The organism is Sphingomonas yunnanensis (genome assembly GCF_019898765.1).
In the GTDB taxonomy this organism is placed as follows: domain Bacteria; phylum Pseudomonadota; class Alphaproteobacteria; order Sphingomonadales; family Sphingomonadaceae; genus Sphingomonas; species Sphingomonas yunnanensis.
Genome location: NZ_JAIOKB010000001.1, coordinates 518,956 through 534,845 on the forward strand (window position 1 = coordinate 518,956; position 15,890 = coordinate 534,845).

The following is a 15,890-nucleotide window of genomic DNA, read 5'->3' on the forward strand; positions in this document are numbered from 1 at the left end:
CTCAGAGCAGCGCCTTGTTCGCCGCGAAGCGGGTGAGCGCGCCGAAGGTCTCGAGCATCTCGCCGTCGACCTCGTCGTCCTCGATGACGATGCCGAGCCGATCCTCGAGCTCGGTGAGCACGCCCGCCACCGCCATCGAATCGAGCTCCGGGAGCGCACCGAACAGCGGCGTGTCGGCGCGGAAGGTGTCGACCCGCTCGGGGGCGAGCGCCAGCACGTCGGCGAGTACCGCGCGCACCGTCACCTCGACCTCACTCATGCCTTCCGGGATCACGCTGCCTCCTCGCTCGCGCCGCGGCGAGCGGCGATGCGCGCGGCGTTAGGCGGCGGCGCGGCGGAGTGCAACCGAAGCGCTTTCCTCCCCGCGCGACGACGTGGGCGCTACTGTCCGCGCGCGATCCGCTCTAAGGGCTGAGATCATGGTGCCGCTCGATCCCGTCCCGCTGCCGATCGACCACGTCCTGCGCGGCGAACCCGACACGGTCGCACTGGTGGATCGCGCCGGCGTCGTTCGCTACGCCGCGGCGGAAGAGGCGGTGGCGCGGCTCGCCGGCTGGCTCGCCGGACAGAGCCTCGCGCGCGGCGCGCGCGTCGCCACCTGGCTGCCCAAGACTCGCGAGGCGTGCTGGATGCCGCTCGCCGCTGCGCGGGCCGGGCTGGTCCATGTGCCCATCAACCCGCTGCTCAAGCGCGCGCAGGTGGCACACATTCTCGCCGACAGCGGCGCCGCGCTGCTGCTCACCCACGCCCCTCGCGCCGCCACGCTGGAGGAGGGCGACCTGCCCGGGGCGTGCGCGCTCCACGTCGCGGCTGGGCAGGGCGACGCGCTGCCGCGCTCGCGCGCCGACGCGGACGCGCTCGCGGCGCTGCTCTACACCTCGGGCTCGACCGGGCGCCCCAAGGGCGTGATGCTGAGCCACGCCAATCTGTGGCTCGGCGCGATCAGCGTGGCGCATTATCTCGCGCTCACCCCTGACGATCGTGTGCTCGGCGTGCTGCCGCTCAGCTTCGATTATGGCCAGAACCAGCTGCTCTCGACCTGGGCCGCGGGGGCGAGCGTCGCGCCGCTCGATTATCTCACGCCACGCGACGTGGTGAAGGCGGTCGAGCGGCTCGAGATCACCACGCTCGCCGGCGTGCCGCCGCTCTGGGTGCAGCTGCTCGAGACGGACTGGCCGAAGCCGACCGCGACGCGGCTGCGGCGCCTGACCAACTCGGGCGGCGCGCTCACGCTGGCGCTGGTGCGAGGGCTGCGTACGCGCTTCCCGGACGCACGCCTCTTCGCGATGTACGGGCTGACCGAGGCCTTCCGCTCTACATATCTCGATCCGGCGCTGGTCGACGATTACCCCGAGTCGATCGGCCGCGCGATCCCCTTCGCCGAGGTGCTGGTGGTTCGCCCCGACGGGACTCGCGCGGCGGCGGACGAGCCGGGCGAGCTGGTCCACGCCGGTCCGCTGGTGGCGCAGGGTTACTGGCAGGATGCCGAGCGCACCGCGGCGCGCTTCCGCCCCGCACCGGCCTTCGCGCGCGTGGGCGGCACGGCGGTCTGGTCGGGCGACACGGTGGTGGAGGGCGCCGACGGGCTGCTCCGCTTCGTGGCGCGTGCCGACGAGATGATCAAGACCGCGGGCAACCGCGTCAGCCCGCAGGACGTGGAAGAGGCGGTGACCGCCGGTGACGAGACGAGCGAGGCGGTCGCGATCGGCGTGCCGGACGCGCGGCTCGGCCAAGCGATCCTGGTGGTCGCGCGCGGCGATGGCAGCGGCGAGACAGCGCTGCGCGAGCGGCTGAAGCGCGGGCTGCCGGGCTTCATGCAGCCCGCGCGCTATGTCTGGCGCGCCGAGCTGCCGCGCAACGCCAACGGCAAGCTCGATCGCGCGGCGCTGCGCGGGGAGGTGGCGTGAAGCCGACCGGCCCGCTGCCGCCCGCCTTCGCGCGGCAGCGCGGCGCGCTGATGATCGCGGGCGCCGACGCCGCGGCACTGGTAGGCACGCATGGCTCGCCGCTGTTCGTCTACGATGCGGACGCGGTGGCGGCGCGGGTGGCGCGCTTCCGCGCGACGATGCCCGAGGCCGTCGGGCTGCACTATGCGATCAAGGCCAACCCGTTCACTCCGCTGCTCTCGGCGATCGCGCCGCTGGTCGACGGGCTCGACGTCGCCTCGGGCGGTGAGCTCGAGCGCGCGCTCGCGGTCAAGCCCGCCGCCGCGGTGAGCTTCGCCGGGCCGGGCAAACGCGACGAGGAGCTGGCGGCGGCGATCGCGGCGGGGGCGACGCTCAACGTCGAGTCGGTGGGTGAGGCGCGGCGCGCGCTCGCGGTCGGCGCGCGTATCGGCGTGGCGCCGCGCGCCGCCGTGCGGGTCAATCCCGACCTCGAGCTGCGCGGCTCGGGGATGAAGATGGGCGGACGCGCCTCGCCGTTCGGGGTCGACGCCGAGCAGGCCGCCGCGGTGGTGCGGCTGCTGATCGAGGGCGGGGCGGTGTGGCGCGGCTTCCATCTCTTCGCGGGGAGCCAAGCGCTCGACGCGGCCGCGCTGATCGAGACCCAGGCAGCGACGCTCGCGCTCGCGGCGCGGCTCGCCGAGGAGGTCGGCGCCGCGCCGCCGCTGGTCAACCTCGGCGGCGGCTTCGGCGTGCCCTATTTCGCCGGCGACGTGGCGCTCGACGTCGAGCGAGTCGGCGTGGCACTCGGCGCGGCGCTCGATCGCCGCGCGGACGTGCTCGCAGGGAGCGACTTCGCGCTCGAACTCGGCCGCTGGCTGGTCGCGGAGGCAGGCGTGTACCTCACCCGCGTGGTCGACCGGAAGGTGAGCCGCGGCGAGACCTTCCTCGTCGTCGACGGCGGGTTGCACCACCAGCTCGCCGCCTCGGGCAATTTCGGGACGGTGGTGCGGCGCAACTACCCGATCGCGGTGGCCGGGCGCATGGGCGCGCACGGCGAGGAGGAGGTGAGCGTGGTCGGGTGCCTGTGCACCCCGCTCGACCGGCTCGGCGACCGCGTGCTCCTGCCGCAAGCCGACGTGGGCGACGTCGTGGCGGTCTTCCTCGCCGGTGCCTATGGCCTCACGGCGAGCCCGAGCGCCTTTCTCGGCCATCCGGCGCCCGCCGAGATCGTGATCGGCTGAGCCTCGCCCGCGGCCGGCTCCGCGTCACCCCGCCAGCACGCGCTTGGTCCAGGCGTCGAACAGCTGCGGCCAATGCGATCCCGGTAACTCGGGCGGTAGGTAGGAGGGGCCGAAGCCGTGGCCGCCCTGCTGGAAAAAGTGCGCCTCGACGGGTACCTGCGCGGCCTGGCACGCGGCCAGCATCGTCATCGGCTCGCTCACTGGCACGGTGGTGTCGTCGAGCGCGTGCGCGATGAAGATCGGCGGCGTGTCGCGACGCACCCGCCGGTCGGTGTCGAACCGCGCCGCCGCACGCGCGCCGATCCGCATCCGATCGCCGGTGATCACGGGATAGACCAACCCGGCGAAGGCGGGGCGCGCGTCGACCGCGTCGGCGGCGTCGACCCGCTGATACACCGGATCCATCGACGCGGTGGCGAGGCTGGCGGCGAGCAGCCCGCCCGCGGAGAAGCCGACCGTCCCCAGCTTGGCCGGATCCATACCGTAGCGTGACGCCCCGGCTCGGATCAGCCGGATCGCCCGCTGCGCGTCCTGGAGCGGGACGTCCTCGCTCTCCAGCCAGCCCTCACCGGGCAGGCGATAGGCCAGCACGAAGACGGTCACGCCGAGCGGGTTGAAGGTCCGCGCGACGTTGATCCCCTCGTTCTCGATGGAGAGGAAGCGATAGCCGCCGCCTGGCATCGACAGCAGCGCGCGACCGTCGGGCCGCGGCGCGCGATAGACCCCGACCACCGGCTCGGCCACGCCGCGCAGGTGCAGCTCGCGGCGCGGCGCGGTGCCCTCCATGCGATTGTCGGGCGTGGGCAGGCGACGCGGCGCATTGGGCGGCTGCCTGGGCCAGAGCCGGAAGCTCTCGGCCGGTGGCCAGACGGTGTCCCCTCCCGCCTCCTGTGCCAGGGTGCGCGGCGCGGCGGCGAGCGTCGCCAGCCCGGCGGAAGCGCTCATCATCGTGCGCCGATCGATCCGCATCTGCCCGCTCCCGCCGCCTTATCGTTCGCACGGACCTATGGGATGAGGACGTGTGTAGGCAAGCGGCGGTTCGGCGCAGGCGAATGTCGCGAATTGTTGTTCGCGCAGAGACGCGGCGGCGCAGCGAGGTCTCGTCGGGGGCAGCGAGCGGGAGACATCAAGCGTCGCAAGAAGAGAGGCGCCGCGGGCCGGGCATTCCCTCTCGGCGCCTCCGCGTCTCCGCGCGAACCATCTCCTAGACCGCTCAAGGAAAAACCCCGCCGGATCGCTCCGACGGGGCCCAACCCTGCGCGTGCCTTACCGCCTCAGGCGAACAGCTTCGCCCAGGCGCGCGTGTCGCGATCCTTCCACAGACCGCGGTGGTAGGCGTCCGAGGCCAGCAGCGGCATCACCGAGCCGGCCTCGGCGAACACCATCTGCTCGATGCCGGTGTTGACCTTGCCCCAGCTCGCCGCCTCCTGCAGCGTCGAGGACGAGCAGGCGCCGTCGCGCACGTCGGCCACGGTGATCTGCACGGCATATTTGTGCACCGCGACGTCCTCGTGGCCGAGGATCTCGGCGCACACCACCGTGTCCTGGATGAAGTTCTTCGGCACGCCGCCGCCGATCATCAGCAGGCCCGTCGTGCCCGCCTTGATCTTGATCTCGGTGAGCTCGCGGAAGTCCGCGACCGCGTCGATCATCAGATAGGGCTTGCCCGCCTTGGCCGAGTCGACCTGGTGCTTGACCAGCCCGAAGCCCGCCGACGAGTCGACGAACGCGGGGCAGAAGATCGGCACGTCATGCTCGTAGGCGAGCTTGACCAGGCTGTTCTCCTTCTTGCCATGCTCGACGAGGTACTTGCCCATCTCGCGGATGAAGGCGCGGCTGGAATAGGCCTTGGGCTCCAGCGACTCCGCGATCTCGAAGATCGTGTGATCGACGTTCTGGAGCGCCTCCTCGTCGATGTACGTGTCATAGATGCGGTCGATGTAGAGCGAGCGCAGCGTGTCGTCGTCGGGGATCTCGAGCGCCTGATAATGCTTGTGGCCGAGGCCCTCGAAGAAATCCATGTCGACGATGGTCGCGCCGGTGGCGACGATCACGTCGACCATATTGTTGCGCACCAGCTCGGCATACAGGTCCATGCAGCCGCCGGCCGAGGTCGAGCCCGCGATCACCAGGCACACCGTGCAGTCCTTGTCGGCCAGCATCTGGTTGTAGATCTTGGTGGCGCGGCCGAGGTCGCGGCTCGTGAAGCTCATGTCGCTCATCGCGTCGATGATCGGGCGCGCGTCGAAGCTCTTGATGTCGACGTGCTTGACCTGCTTCGAGAGCAGCTCCGCCTTGCGCGTGTCGTTGATCGTCGCCTGGTCGTGCGAGGGGGCGAGGGTGTCGGTCATGGGGTGCTCCCACTGGGGTACACGTCGTTCACGGGGACGCGGAAACCCATATGACGGCGGCACGCCACCGCGCGCCGCCGTCGATTCCTTGAAGTCGTAAAGTTACAGCTTAACGACGTTGCTCGCGACCGCGGGTTCCACCACGGTGTAGAGCGATTGCATCGGCTCGTCGGTCGCGATCACCGTCTCGTCCGAGCCGAAGCCGTTGAACGCAGTGCGCATCGCCGCGCCATAGGCGCCCAGCATGCCGATCTCGACATAATCGCCGACCGTGATGTCCGCGGGGAGCGGGAACGGGCCGGGCATATGGTCGAGGTCGTCGCAGGTCGGACCCCAGAAGCTGAACGGATGGTCGCGGACGGACGACTCCGGCTCACGCAGCAGCGCGACCGGGTAGCGCCACCCGATGTGCGCCGCGTCGAACAGCGCGCCATAGGCGCCGTCGTTGATGTACAGCTCCTCGCCGCGGCGCCGCTCGACGCGCACCACCACCGAGCTATACTCGGCGCACAGCGCGCGGCCCGGCTCGGCCCAGAGCTCCGCCGAATAGCTGATCGGCAGGCTCTCGAACGCGCGGTGGATCGTCTCGAAATAGCGCTCCAGCGGGGGCGGGGTCATCCCCGGATAGGCCGAGGGGAAACCGCCGCCGACGTCGATGACGTCGACCGTCACCGCCGCGCCGACGATCGCCTGGCGCACGCGCTCCATCGCGTTGCTATACGCCTCGGGCGTCATCGCCTGCGAGCCGACGTGGAAGCAGATGCCGAGCGCGTCCGCCACCTGGCGGGTCGCCAGCAGCAGCTCGCGCGCCTCGTCCGGCGCGACGCCGAACTTCGAGGCGAGGCTCAGCTTCGAATGCTCCGACGACACGCGCAGCCGCACGCAGAGCGTGAGGTCCGCGGCGCCGCGCGTGGCGCGCACGATCTTCGCCAGCTCTTCCATGCTGTCGAGCGAGAAGGTGCGCACGCCGTGCGTGAAATACGCCTCGGCGATGGCCTCCTCGGCCTTCACCGGGTGCATGAAGCACAACGTCGCCTGCGGCAGCGTCCGGGCGACCAGACGCACTTCGGCGATCGAGGCGACGTCGTACGACGTCACGCCGTTGTCATAGAGCGTGCGTAGCAGCTCCGGGCTCGGGTTCGCCTTGACCGCATACATGGTCCGGCCCGGAAACTTCTCCGTGAAGAAGCGGGCGGCCCGTGCCGCGGCATGCGGACGAACGATCGTCACCGGCTGAACCGGGTGACGGGCGGCAATGTCGAGGGCCCCGACGACGGTGTCGGCGGGAACGGTCGAGAGGGGCGCTAACCCCAGCGCGCGATGATGCTGGTGCAACTCAAGGGACCTCCAATTGCCTCGCGGCATACGGTGACAAAAGCTGCCTTGCGGTTGGAAGTCCCATGGGGCAGCGGAGGCGCGAAGTAGGATCGCCGGACCGGCTTGTAAAGTGGTTCGGTGGACGAAAGGTTCAAATGTGACGTTTGTGCGACAACCGACCCGCGCCGGGGTGCGCGACGCCGCCGCCAAGATCGCCGCCCTGCTCCCGCCGACACCGATTTTTGTTAGGCAAATCAACGGAGTAGATGTAGCACTGAAGGCCGAGTCCTTGCAGCCGGTCGGCGCCTTCAAGGTACGCGGCGCGTGGCATCGATTGACCGCTTTGGACGACGAGGCGAGGCGCAGGGGCGTCGTGGCGTTCTCCTCGGGCAATCACGCGCAGGGGATCGCTTGGGCGGCGCGCCGGCTCGGCATCGCCGCGACGATCGTGATGCCCGCCGACGCCCCGCGCACGAAGCGCGAGTCGACGCTCGCGCTCGGCGCCGAGGTGGTCGACTATGACCGCGCGACGCAGCGCCGCGAGGCGATCGCGGCGCGGCTCGCGGAGGCGCGCGGCGCCACGCTGGTGCCGAGCTTCGACGATCCCTGGGTGATCGAGGGGCAGGGCAGCGTCGGGATCGAGGCGGCGCGGCAGGTCGAGGCGCTCGGCCTCGCCGCACCGCGGCGTGTCGTGGTGCCGTGCGGGGGCGGGGGGCTCGCCGCGGGCATCGCGCTGGCGCTGCCCGAGGCGGCGATCACCGTGGTCGAGCCCGAGGGCTGGGACGACATGCGCCGCAGCCTCGAGGCGAGCTGGATCGAGCCGGTCGGCACGAACCCGCCGCCGACCGCGTGCGACTCGCTCCAGACGCAGCAGGTCTCGCCGCTGACCTTCGACGTGCTGTCGCGCCGCGACGCGACCGGCGTGGCGGTGAGCGAGCGCGAGATCCGCGACGCGCAGCGCTGGGCCGCGGCGCAGCTGCGGCTGGTGCTCGAGCCCGGCGGCGCGGTGGCGCTGGCCGCGCTGCTCGCGGGACGAATCGCGGCCGAGCCGGGCACGCTCGCGATCCTCTCGGGCGGCAACGTCGACGCGTCGGCCTATGCCGCGGTGCTCGCCGGCGAACCGGTCGAGGTCGCGGCGGCGCCCGGATCGGTAGAGCCGGTATGACACCCGCATTCGGCAGCATCGCCGCGGCCGCGCCGGCGCTGGCGATGCTGGGCGCGCTCGCGTGTCTGATCGGCGGGGGCTATCTGATCGCGACGGGGCGCGACCGCACCAAGGGCGCGCTGATGCTGGTGATGGCCGCGGTCCTGCTCGGCAACGTGCTGATCTGGGTGACGTGAGCGCGGCGGTGGCGCGCGAATGTTGCGAATGTTGAGCCGCTGCGCGTTGGAGCGCGCGGCGTATGTTGAGTCGGCGCGTGTGTGAGGTGAAAGCGGGGCGCATGAGCGATGCTTATCGCTGTGGCGCTCATGTAGGACAGCGCCCCCTGCACCATGGTGCGCATGGTCCGCCTCCCCGGCACGGGGACGGGAGCGCGCCCGCACGGTGTGGTGGAGGGGGCTCAACTTGCAGCGCGGCGCTAGCGGAGCACCCCCTGCACCATACTGCGCATGGTCCCCCTCCCCGCGAGCGGGGAGGAGCTAGGAGGACCGCTCGCGAGTCACTTGATCGGCGAGTTGGGATCCAGCCGCATGTCGAGATAAGTGTCCACCGAGCGCATCAGGTCGTCCATCTCGTGCTCGAAGAAGTGGTTGGCGCGCGGGATCACGTCGTGGTGGATCGTGATGTGCTTCTGCGTGCGCAGCTTGTCGACCAGCTTCTGCGAGGCGAGCGGTGTCACTACCTCGTCCTCGGCGCCCTGGATGATGATGCCCGACGAGGGACACGGCGCCAGGAAGCTGAAGTCGAACATGTTGGCGGGCGGCGCGATCGAGATGAAGCCGCGGATCTCGGGCCGGCGCATCAGCAGCTGCATGCCGATCCATGCGCCGAAGCCGAAGCCCGCCACCCAGGTGGTCTGCGCCTCGGCGTGGAAGCTCTGCACCCAGTCGAGCGCGGCGGCCGCGTCGGAGAGCTCCCCGACACCGTTGTCGAACACGCCCTGGCTCTTGCCAACGCCGCGAAAATTGAAGCGGAGCGTGGCAAAGCCGCGGCGCTGGAAGGTCTTATACAGCTCCTGCACGATGCGGTTGTTCATCGTGCCGCCCGCGTTGGGATGCGGGTGGAGGATCATCGCGACGGGCGCGCGCGGGCGCGGCGCAGGGGCGAAGCGGCCCTCGATGCGGCCTTCGGGTCCGGGGAAGATGACTTCGGGCATGGTCACTCGTCTGGAGGCGGGGCGTTGGGCCCGGCGAGAAGCGCGCTATATAGGCCGCGCGCCCGATAATGGAACGACTGGTTGACCGAGACTCCATCCCTCAGCGACACGGCCTTGCCCGAGGCATCTACCCCGCATGCGCCGGTCTACCTCGATCACGCCGCGACGTCGCCGCTGACGGCGGCGGCGCGGGCGGCCATGATCGACGGGATGACGCACTGGGCCAACCCGTCGTCGCCGCATGCCGCGGGGCGCGCCGCGCGCGCCGCACTGGAGCGCGCGCGTGACGCGGTCGCGGCTGCCTATGGCTGGCCGAACGAGACCCTGTTCACGAGCGGCGCCAGCGAGTCGCTCGCGATCGCTTTGGGCCGAGCGGTGGCGGGGCGGCGTGTGGTGAGCGCGGTGGAGCATGACGCGGCGCTGCGCGCGGCCGGCGCGGCCGAGGTGCTGCCGGTCGACTCGTTCGGCCGCGTCGACCCCGCGGCGATCGGCGGTGTCGCGGGCGCGGTCGTCGCGGTGCAATGGTGCAACAGCGAGACCGGGGTACACCAGCCGATCGCCGCGATCGCCGAGGCGGTCCACGCGCGCGGCGGGATCCTGCTGGTCGACGCCGCGCAGATGCCCGCCACCGACGAGCTCGCCGCACACGCCGATATGATCGCACTCTCGTCGCACAAGCGCGGCGGCCCGCCGGGCATCGGCGCGCTGCTCGTGCGCGACCTGGCGCTGCTCCACCCGACAGGGGGCCAGGAACGCGGCTACCGCCCCGGGACCGAGAACCTGCCCGGCGCGCTCGGCTATGCCGCCGCGCTCGCCGAGCCCGAGCCCGACCATGCCGGGCTGCGCGCGCGGCTGGACGACCTGATCCGCCGCTCGGGCGGGGAGGTGGTCGGCGAGGGCACCGAGCGCCATCCCGCGATCGGCGCGTACCGCATGCCTGGAGTCGCCGCGGCGGCGCAGCTGATCCGCTTCGACCTCGAGCGGATCGCGGTCTCCGCCGGCAGCGCCTGCGCGAGCGGCAGCCTCAAGTCCAGCCACGTGCTGCGTGCGATGGGCTGGGGCGAGGAGGCGGCGCGCGAGGTGGTGCGCGTGAGCTTCGGTCGCACCACCACCGCCGCCGAGGTGGAGCGCTTCGCGGCGGCCTGGCGCGCGGTGGCGCGGACACGGCGGTTCGCAGCATGACCTATCTCGACTATCAGGCGACCACGCCGCTCGCGCCCGAGGCTTTGGAGGCGATGCTGCCGTGGCTGCGCGACCAGCACGCCAACCCGCACTCGCCGCACCGTCCGGGCCGCGCCGCGCGCGCCGCGGTGGAGCTGGCGCGCGACCGCGTCGCGGCGCTGCTGCCGTCGGGCGGGCGGGTCGCCTTCACGAGCGGGGCGACCGAGGCGCTCAACTGGGCGATCAAGGGCGCGCCCGCGGGTCGGGTGGTGACGATCGCGACCGAACATGCCGCGGTGCTCGACAGCGTCGCGGCGCGCGGCGACTCGATCGTGCTGCCGGTCGGACGCGACGGCCTGGTCGATCTCGCCGCCGCCGAGCGCGCGATCGTGCCGGGCGTGGCGCTGGTCGCGGCGATGCTGGTCAACAACGAGGTGGGCGTGATCCAGCCGCTCGACGCGCTCGCCGCGCTGGCCAGGCGCGTCGGCGCGCTGCTGCTGTGCGACGCGGTGCAGGGCTATGGCCGCGTGTCGATCCCCGATGGCGCCGACCTGGTCGCGGTGTCGGCGCACAAGGTGTACGGACCCAAGGGCGTCGGCGCGCTGTGGATCCGCGACGGCGTGACGCTCGCGCCGCTGCTCCACGGCGGCGACCAGGAGCGCGGCCGTTCCGGTACGCTCTCGCCCGCTTTGTGCGCCGGTTTCGGGGCGGCGGCGCTGCTGCTCGCGGAACGGCACGAGGCCGATACCGGCCACGTCGAGCGGCTGTGGCACGTGGCGCGCGAGCGGCTGCAGGGCTGGACTGTCAACGGCGCCATCGACGCGCGCTACCGCGGCAATCTCAGCGTGCGGCGCGACGGCGTCGACGTCGCTCGGCTGATGAGCGACGTGCGCGACGTGGCCTTCTCGGCGGGCTCGGCCTGCGCCAGCGGCTCGGGTCGAAGCAGCCACGTGCTGCGTGCGCTCGGGCTGAGCGAGGCGGAGGCGCGCGGCACGATCCGGTTCGGCTTCGGCCGCTACACGCGCGAGGACGAGCTCGGCGCGGCGCTCGACCGGCTCGACGCCGCGGCGCGCGCGCAGCGGATCGCGGCATGAGGGTGCGCTTCACCGACGGGGCCGCGGTCCGCGAGGTCGAGGCCGCGCCGGGCGAGCGGCTGCTCGATGTCGCCCGCCGTGACGGACAGCCGCTGGAGGGCACGTGCGACGGCGCACTCGCCTGCGCCACCTGTCACGTCATCGTCGGCGCCGAGGACTTCGACCGGTTGCCGCCCGCGAGCGAGGAGGAGGAGGACATGCTCGACCTCGCGCCGAGCGCGCGACGTACCAGCCGGCTCGCCTGCCAGATCGTGCTAACCCCCGCACTCGACAAGCTTTCCGTACGCTTACCAGAGAGTTCAGCATAAGTGCAGCGCGACTCCGCCAATGTCCTCGAACAGGGACATGTGAGGAGTATTGCACATGAAGTGGATGACGATGAGCCTCGCCGGCGTACTCGCGGCGACCTCACTGGTGCCGGCGGCGGAGGCCCAGCGCTGGCGCGACGACGATCGCGGCTGGCACGACAATGGCCGACACCGCGGCTATGATCGCGACGACCGCCGCCGCTGGGACCGCGAGCACCGCGGGCGCGACGATCGTCGCTGGCGCGGTGACGGCCGGCGTTACGGTTGGAACGGCTATGGCCGCGATCGCGGCTGGGACCGGGGCCGGACGGTCTGCCGCTGGCAGGACGGCTATTACGGCCCGGTGAAGCGGTGTTTCCGCGTCCGCGGCTGACGCGGGCTTGATCGCGCCGCCCGGCTCCGCCATAGGGCGCACGGGAGTCGGGCGGACGTGGTCGTCGCCAACCTGGTCAGGTCCTGACGGAAGCAGCCACAACGATTTCGCCGCGGGTCGTTCCGGCTCCCACCGCGCCGCCGCCCAGAGGGCGGCATCGTCGCCCCACGGCGGCAAGCGCGGCCGGCAGCGCCCCGCACCGACCGGTAATCCGGCTTTGTCGCGGCGCTGCGGCGAGCGATCGTCCCCACCTACTGGCGTCATCCCGAGCTTGTCTCAGGATCCACCGTGCCGCGGGAGCGGCGCTCTGATCGCGCGGGATACCGAGGATCTCGGAACGGGTCCGGCAGCCCGTCGGCGCGCGGGGGCGAGGACGGGGCAGAGCCGCACGCGCCGAGGTCGATGGTGCCGTGGATCCTGAGACGAGTTCAGGATGACGCCCCGGGTGGAAAGCGGTCGACACCTTCATCTCCATGACTCGTGCAGCTTCGACCATCTCCATGACTCGTGCAGCTTCGACGCATCGCCCTCATTCCGCCCGCATCCTTCGACAAGCGCCCCCCCGCATCCTATATCGTGCGGCGATGGCCGAATCCCTCGATCTCGAGACCCCGCCGCCGCCAGCGGGCGCGCAGCCCTATCGTGTGCTCGCGCGCAAATATCGCCCGCAGTCGTTCAAGGCGCTGATCGGGCAGGACGCGATGGTGCAGACCCTCGCCAACGCGATCAAGCGCGAGCGTATCGCGCATGCCTTCCTGCTCACCGGGGTGCGCGGCGTCGGCAAGACCTCGACCGCGCGGCTGATCGCCAAGGCGCTCAACTGCATCGGACCGGACGGGCAGGGCGGCGCGACGATCGACCCGTGCGGCGTATGCGAGCCATGCCGCGCCATCGCGGAAGGCCGTCACATCGACGTGCTCGAGATGGACGCCGCCAGCCACACCGGCATCGACGACGTGCGCGAGATCATCGAGGCGTCGCGCTATGCCGCGGTCTCGGCGCGCTACAAGATCTATATCGTCGACGAGGTCCACATGCTGTCGAAGGCGGCCTTCAACGGCCTGCTCAAGACGCTCGAGGAGCCGCCCGCGCACGTCAAGTTCCTGTTCGCCACGACCGAGGTGAACAAGGTGCCGGTCACCGTGCTGTCGCGCTGCCAGCGATTCGATCTGCGCCGCATCCCCGCGACCCTGCTGGCCGATCATTTCGCGCGCGTGGTCCAGGCCGAGGGCACGCAGGCCGAGCCCGAGGCGCTGGCGCTGATCGCTCGCGCCGCGGAGGGCTCGGCGCGCGACGGGCTGTCGATCCTCGACCAGGCGATCGCGCACGCCGACCTTGCCGGTGGCGGGGTGAGTGCCGATGCGGTGCGCGAGATGCTCGGCCTGTCCGACCGCAGCGCGGTGCGCGACCTGCTCGGGCTTGTCCTGGCGGGCGATGCGCCGGGCGCACTCACCGCGCTGCGCCGCCAGTATGATCTCGGCGTCGACCCGCTCGGCGTCATCCGCGCGCTGCTCGAGGCGGTGCACGGCGTCACCCAGGTCAAGGTCGGCGCGCCCGACGACGCCGCGCAGCCCGCCGAGGAGCGCGCCGCCTATCGCGACTGGGCCGACAAGCTGTCCTTCCCGCTGCTCCACCGACTGTGGCAGCTGTTCCTCAAGGGTCACGAGGAGGTGCAGCGCGCGGCCCTGCCGATCGAGACCGCCGAGATGGCGCTGCTGCGCGCGATCCACGCCTCGACGCTGCCCGACCCGGGCGAGCTGGCGCGCCGACTCGCGGGCGGGACGATGCCAGCGCCCGTCGCGGCCGCGCCGTCGCCACCGCCCCCGCCGCCGTCCCCGGCGGACCGCGTGCCGAGCGAGTTCGCGGGCGTGCTCGCGCTGCTCGACGAGCTCAACAAGCTCGAGCTGCTCGTCCGGCTCAAGCGCGGCGCCAGCGTCGTCCGCTATGCTCCGCCCGAGATCGTGCTGAGCGGATCGCGTCCGCTCTCCACCGACACGCTGACCGAGCTCGCCGCGGTGCTGCGCGCGGCGACCGACATGCCGTGGAAGATCGCGGTGGCCGACGCGCCGGGGGCGCCGACGATGTTCGAGGCCGAGCAGGACGCGGTACAGGCGCGCCACGACGCCGCGCGCGCGCACCCGATCGTCGCGGCCGCGTTCGAGGCCTTCCCTGAGGCCGAACTGATCGACCCCAAACCAGCCAAGCGGAGTATCACGTGAAGGATCTCAACGACATCCTGGCGATGGCCCAGAACGTCCAGAATGAGCTGCAGAAGGCGCAGGAGAGTCTCGACACGATCGAGGTGGAGGGCGTCGCCGGCGGCGGTCTGGTCAAGGTCCGCGCCTCCGCCAAGGGGCGCATCATCGGCGTCGCGATCGACGATTCGTTGATCGTGCCCTCGGAGAAGCAGATGCTCGAGGATCTCGTCGCCGCCGCCTTCAACGACGCGCGGACCAAGGCGGACGCGGTCTCCTCGACCGAGATGTCCAAGATGACCAGCGGGCTGCCGCTGCCGCCTGGGTTCAAGCTGCCGTTCTGAGACGGGACAGCCGGATCGTTGCGCGGCGGGAACAAGCGCCCGCCGCTGGGATTTCCCCCCCCTCGATACGATCAGAGGAGGATGCCTTGAGCGACGACCGTGTGACCCAGACCCCGCATACCACGGTGATCGAGCGCCGCGGCGGCGGCGGTGGCGTGTTGATCGGGCTGGCGGTGCTGCTGGCGGTAATCGTCGCGGCCTATCTCTTGCTCGTCCGCAACGATAGCGAGGTCGCCAAGAACAACGCGATCACCTCGGCGGCGAAGAGCGTCGGCGACACTGCCGACAAGGCGGGCGCCGCGGTAGATCGCGCCGCGAAGTGATCGATCGGTGTCGGCCCTGAGAAGGGACCCGCGCCCCATTTACTGGCGTCATCCTGAACTCGGTACAGGATCTACTTCGCCGCCCAAGCCTCGGCGTCCCCGCGGCGGCGCGGTGGATCCCGGACCAAGTCCGGGATGACGGCAGTGCAGGCGGAGACGTTGCGCCTGAGCCTCCACGCCCCGCCTCACCGCAGGCAGGCGTCTAGCCCGTTGCGTCTCACCACTCCGACGTAGCGCGCCAGCCGGTCCCCGTGTCGGCGGACGAAGCCGCTCGGATCGATCGCGGCGCGCTTCTTGGGCAGCGGCAGCACCGCCGCGATCCGGCCCGCCTCGATCGGGCTGAGCCGCTCGGCCGAGTGGCGGAAGTAGCGGATCGATCCGGCCTCGACGCCATAAGTGCCTATCCCGGTCTCGGCGACGTTGAGATAGACTTCCATGATCCGACGCTTGCCCCAGATCGTCTCGATCAGCAGCGTGAACCACGCCTCGAGCGCCTTGCGGACGTAGCCGCCGCCCTGAACCAGGAAGACGTTCTTGGCCGTCTGCTGGCTGATCGTCGAGCCGCCGCGGATGCGCCTGCCCTCGGCATTGTGCATCGCCGCGCCAGCGATCGCACCCCAGTCGAATCCGTGATGCGTGCAGAACTTGCTATCCTCGCCCGCGATCGCCGCGCGGGGCATGTCGGGGTCGATCGACGAGAGCGCGCGCCATTCCTTGGTGACGCCGCGGCCCTCGATGAGATCACCCGCCATGGTGAGCGTGAACGGCACTGGCACGATCGCGTAGAGCAGCACCCAGGCCACCGAGATCACGACGAAGCCGAGCAGGAGCTTGAGCAGGAACCATGAAGCGCGGATCATGCGGCGCTAGGTAGCGGGCGCCAGGGGCGGTGAGAAGGGCGGGCGCGACACTCCCTGTCGCACGTCAGCCGGCCTGGATCGTGCGAGATCGGTGTCGGGCTCCCCTGCCGCTGGTCTTC

At 71.3% G+C, this 15,890-nt stretch carries 17 protein-coding genes and 1 other RNA gene; 12 read left to right on the plus strand and 6 right to left on the minus strand.

Annotated features, from left to right (window positions below; translation table 11 throughout):
• Nucleotide 1 precedes the first annotated feature (1 nt).
• Nucleotides 2-259, minus strand: a complete 258-nt coding sequence (locus tag K7957_RS02500; RefSeq protein WP_223011086.1) for an acyl carrier protein — start codon at nt 257-259, stop codon at nt 2-4.
• 160 nt (nt 260-419) lie between these two features.
• On the opposite strand from K7957_RS02500, the gene K7957_RS02505 reads away from it, so the two are divergent.
• Together K7957_RS02505 and K7957_RS02510 are read left to right on the plus strand one after the other, a co-directional pair.
• On the plus strand, nt 420-1,907 hold the full coding sequence (locus K7957_RS02505) for an AMP-binding protein (RefSeq protein ID WP_223010403.1): 1,488 nt from the start codon (nt 420-422) through the stop codon (nt 1,905-1,907).
• A complete protein-coding gene (locus K7957_RS02510) occupies nt 1,904-3,127 on the plus strand; it encodes a pyridoxal-dependent decarboxylase, exosortase A system-associated (protein WP_223010404.1) in 1,224 nt (407 codons plus the stop codon). Before K7957_RS02505 ends, K7957_RS02510 begins: the two co-directional genes overlap by 4 nt.
• Nucleotides 3,128-3,151: 24 nt before the next feature.
• Here the strand turns inward: K7957_RS02510 and K7957_RS02515 are convergent, their stop codons facing one another.
• From K7957_RS02515 to K7957_RS02525, 3 genes are all read right to left on the minus strand, one after another.
• Nucleotides 3,152-4,096 (minus strand): alpha/beta hydrolase, encoded by a 945-nt coding sequence (locus tag K7957_RS02515; protein ID WP_223010405.1) that lies wholly within the window; start codon nt 4,094-4,096, stop codon nt 3,152-3,154.
• Nucleotides 4,097-4,401: 305 nt separating this feature from the next.
• Nucleotides 4,402-5,478, minus strand: coding sequence for a 1,9-bis(guanidino)-5-aza-nonane synthase (locus K7957_RS02520; protein ID WP_223010406.1), 1,077 nt, complete (start codon nt 5,476-5,478; stop codon nt 4,402-4,404).
• 102 nt (nt 5,479-5,580) lie between these two features.
• Nucleotides 5,581-6,813 carry a type III PLP-dependent enzyme gene (locus K7957_RS02525; protein ID WP_223010407.1) on the minus strand — a complete coding sequence of 411 codons (1,233 nt, stop codon included), beginning with the start codon at nt 6,811-6,813 and terminating at the stop codon, nt 5,581-5,583.
• Between the two features lie 139 nt (nt 6,814-6,952).
• Here K7957_RS02525 and K7957_RS02530 point away from each other — a divergent pair, with 139 nt between their 5' ends.
• Both K7957_RS02530 and K7957_RS02535 read left to right on the plus strand, forming a co-directional pair.
• Nucleotides 6,953-7,960 (plus strand): threonine ammonia-lyase, encoded by a 1,008-nt coding sequence (locus K7957_RS02530; RefSeq protein WP_223010408.1) that lies wholly within the window; start codon nt 6,953-6,955, stop codon nt 7,958-7,960.
• On the plus strand, nt 7,957-8,136 hold the full coding sequence (locus tag K7957_RS02535) for a hypothetical protein (protein ID WP_223010409.1): 180 nt from the start codon (nt 7,957-7,959) through the stop codon (nt 8,134-8,136). The genes K7957_RS02530 and K7957_RS02535 overlap by 4 nt, the downstream gene beginning before the upstream one ends.
• A 320-nt stretch (nt 8,137-8,456) precedes the next feature.
• On the opposite strand, the gene K7957_RS02540 is transcribed toward K7957_RS02535, so the two are convergent.
• A complete protein-coding gene (locus tag K7957_RS02540; protein ID WP_132907843.1) occupies nt 8,457-9,113 on the minus strand; it encodes an alpha/beta hydrolase in 657 nt (218 codons plus the stop codon).
• A gap of 114 nt (nt 9,114-9,227) precedes the next feature.
• Between K7957_RS02540 and K7957_RS02545 the strand changes: the two genes are divergently transcribed.
• From K7957_RS02545 to K7957_RS02580, 8 genes are all read left to right on the plus strand, one after another.
• On the plus strand, nt 9,228-10,295 hold the full coding sequence (locus tag K7957_RS02545) for a cysteine desulfurase family protein (RefSeq protein WP_223011087.1): 1,068 nt from the start codon (nt 9,228-9,230) through the stop codon (nt 10,293-10,295).
• The gene (locus K7957_RS02550) at nt 10,292-11,368 is read left to right on the plus strand and encodes a cysteine desulfurase family protein (protein ID WP_223010410.1); all 1,077 of its coding nucleotides are present in this window, start codon (nt 10,292-10,294) and stop codon (nt 11,366-11,368) included. Before K7957_RS02545 ends, K7957_RS02550 begins: the two co-directional genes overlap by 4 nt.
• Nucleotides 11,365-11,676 (plus strand): 2Fe-2S iron-sulfur cluster-binding protein, encoded by a 312-nt coding sequence (locus K7957_RS02555; RefSeq protein ID WP_223010411.1) that lies wholly within the window; start codon nt 11,365-11,367, stop codon nt 11,674-11,676. Before K7957_RS02550 ends, K7957_RS02555 begins: the two co-directional genes overlap by 4 nt.
• A 55-nt stretch (nt 11,677-11,731) precedes the next feature.
• Nucleotides 11,732-12,049 carry a hypothetical protein gene (locus K7957_RS02560; RefSeq protein WP_223010412.1) on the plus strand — a complete coding sequence of 106 codons (318 nt, stop codon included), beginning with the start codon at nt 11,732-11,734 and terminating at the stop codon, nt 12,047-12,049.
• A 39-nt stretch (nt 12,050-12,088) separates the two neighbouring features.
• Nucleotides 12,089-12,186: signal recognition particle sRNA small type (gene ffs / locus K7957_RS02565), an RNA gene on the plus strand.
• A 447-nt stretch (nt 12,187-12,633) separates the two neighbouring features.
• Nucleotides 12,634-14,268: a DNA polymerase III subunit gamma/tau gene (locus tag K7957_RS02570; protein WP_223010413.1), complete on the plus strand. Its 1,635-nt coding sequence runs from the start codon at nt 12,634-12,636 to the stop codon at nt 14,266-14,268.
• The gene (locus K7957_RS02575) at nt 14,265-14,588 is read left to right on the plus strand and encodes a YbaB/EbfC family nucleoid-associated protein (RefSeq protein WP_132907833.1); all 324 of its coding nucleotides are present in this window, start codon (nt 14,265-14,267) and stop codon (nt 14,586-14,588) included. Before K7957_RS02570 ends, K7957_RS02575 begins: the two co-directional genes overlap by 4 nt.
• Before the next feature lie 86 nt (nt 14,589-14,674).
• Entirely contained in the window at nt 14,675-14,911 is a 237-nt protein-coding gene (locus tag K7957_RS02580; RefSeq protein ID WP_223010414.1) for a hypothetical protein, read from the plus strand.
• Between the two features lie 185 nt (nt 14,912-15,096).
• On the opposite strand, the gene mtgA is transcribed toward K7957_RS02580, so the two are convergent.
• Nucleotides 15,097-15,771 carry a monofunctional biosynthetic peptidoglycan transglycosylase gene (gene mtgA, locus K7957_RS02585; RefSeq protein WP_223010415.1) on the minus strand — a complete coding sequence of 225 codons (675 nt, stop codon included), beginning with the start codon at nt 15,769-15,771 and terminating at the stop codon, nt 15,097-15,099.
• Nucleotides 15,772-15,890 lie beyond the last annotated feature (119 nt).

Bases quoted from the DNA above. Each gene is read 5' to 3' on its own strand.
- K7957_RS02560 (WP_223010412.1), top strand. From the start codon at position 11,732: ATGAAGTGGATGACGATGAGCCTCGCCGGCGTACTCGCGGCGACCTCA.
- K7957_RS02550 (WP_223010410.1), top strand. From the start codon at position 10,292: ATGACCTATCTCGACTATCAGGCGACCACGCCGCTCGCGCCCGAGGCT.
- K7957_RS02500 (WP_223011086.1), bottom strand. From the start codon at position 259: ATGAGTGAGGTCGAGGTGACGGTGCGCGCGGTACTCGCCGACGTGCTG.
- K7957_RS02515 (WP_223010405.1), bottom strand. From the start codon at position 4,096: ATGCGGATCGATCGGCGCACGATGATGAGCGCTTCCGCCGGGCTGGCG.
- mtgA (WP_223010415.1), bottom strand. From the start codon at position 15,771: ATGATCCGCGCTTCATGGTTCCTGCTCAAGCTCCTGCTCGGCTTCGTC.
- K7957_RS02505 (WP_223010403.1), top strand. From the start codon at position 420: ATGGTGCCGCTCGATCCCGTCCCGCTGCCGATCGACCACGTCCTGCGC.
- K7957_RS02555 (WP_223010411.1), top strand. From the start codon at position 11,365: ATGAGGGTGCGCTTCACCGACGGGGCCGCGGTCCGCGAGGTCGAGGCC.
- K7957_RS02520 (WP_223010406.1), bottom strand. From the start codon at position 5,478: ATGACCGACACCCTCGCCCCCTCGCACGACCAGGCGACGATCAACGAC.
- K7957_RS02570 (WP_223010413.1), top strand. From the start codon at position 12,634: ATGGCCGAATCCCTCGATCTCGAGACCCCGCCGCCGCCAGCGGGCGCG.
- K7957_RS02535 (WP_223010409.1), top strand. From the start codon at position 7,957: ATGACACCCGCATTCGGCAGCATCGCCGCGGCCGCGCCGGCGCTGGCG.
- K7957_RS02540 (WP_132907843.1), bottom strand. From the start codon at position 9,113: ATGCCCGAAGTCATCTTCCCCGGACCCGAAGGCCGCATCGAGGGCCGC.